The organism is Streptomyces sp. NPDC101776, from assembly GCF_044766845.1.
Lineage (GTDB): Bacteria > Actinomycetota > Actinomycetes > Streptomycetales > Streptomycetaceae > Streptomyces.
This window is the reverse complement of sequence record NZ_JBIWMV010000068.1, coordinates 554-1058: the sequence shown is the minus strand read 5'-3', so window position 1 is coordinate 1058 and position 505 is coordinate 554. Positions and strand designations below refer to the sequence as shown.

Genomic DNA, 505 nt, shown 5'->3' with positions numbered 1-505 from the left:
GACCATCCCGACACCCTCACCGCCCGCAACAACCTCGCCAACTCCTACAGCCATGCCGGACGGCTACAGGAAGCCCTCGACCTGCGCGAACAAGTGCTAGCCGACCTTGAGCGGATCCTGGGCCCCGACCATCCCGCCACCCTCACCGCCCGCAGCAACCTCGCCAACTCCTACAGCGATGCCGGACGGCTACAGGAAGCCCTCGACCTGGGCGAACAAGTACTAGCCGACCGTGAGCGGATCCTGGGCCCCGACCATCCCGACACCCTGAGCGCCCGCAGCAACCTCGCCCTCTCCTACGGCGATGCCGGACGGCTACAGGAAGCCCTCGACCTGGGCGAACAAGTGCTAGCCGACCTTGAGCGGATCCTGGGCCCCGACCATCCCGACACCCTCACCGCCCGCAGCAACCTCGCCAACTCCTACAGCCATGCCGGACGGCTACAGGAAGCCCTCGACCTGCGCGAACAAGTGCTAGCCGACCGTGAGCGGATCCTGGGCCCCG

The 505-nt window shown here is 67.3% G+C and carries 1 protein-coding gene; it reads left to right on the top strand.

Annotated elements, in window-relative coordinates; translation table 11 throughout:
• Positions 1-505 (top strand): tetratricopeptide repeat protein (locus ACIRRY_RS51830; RefSeq protein ID WP_403988165.1); only part of this gene is annotated, 505 nt, incomplete at both ends.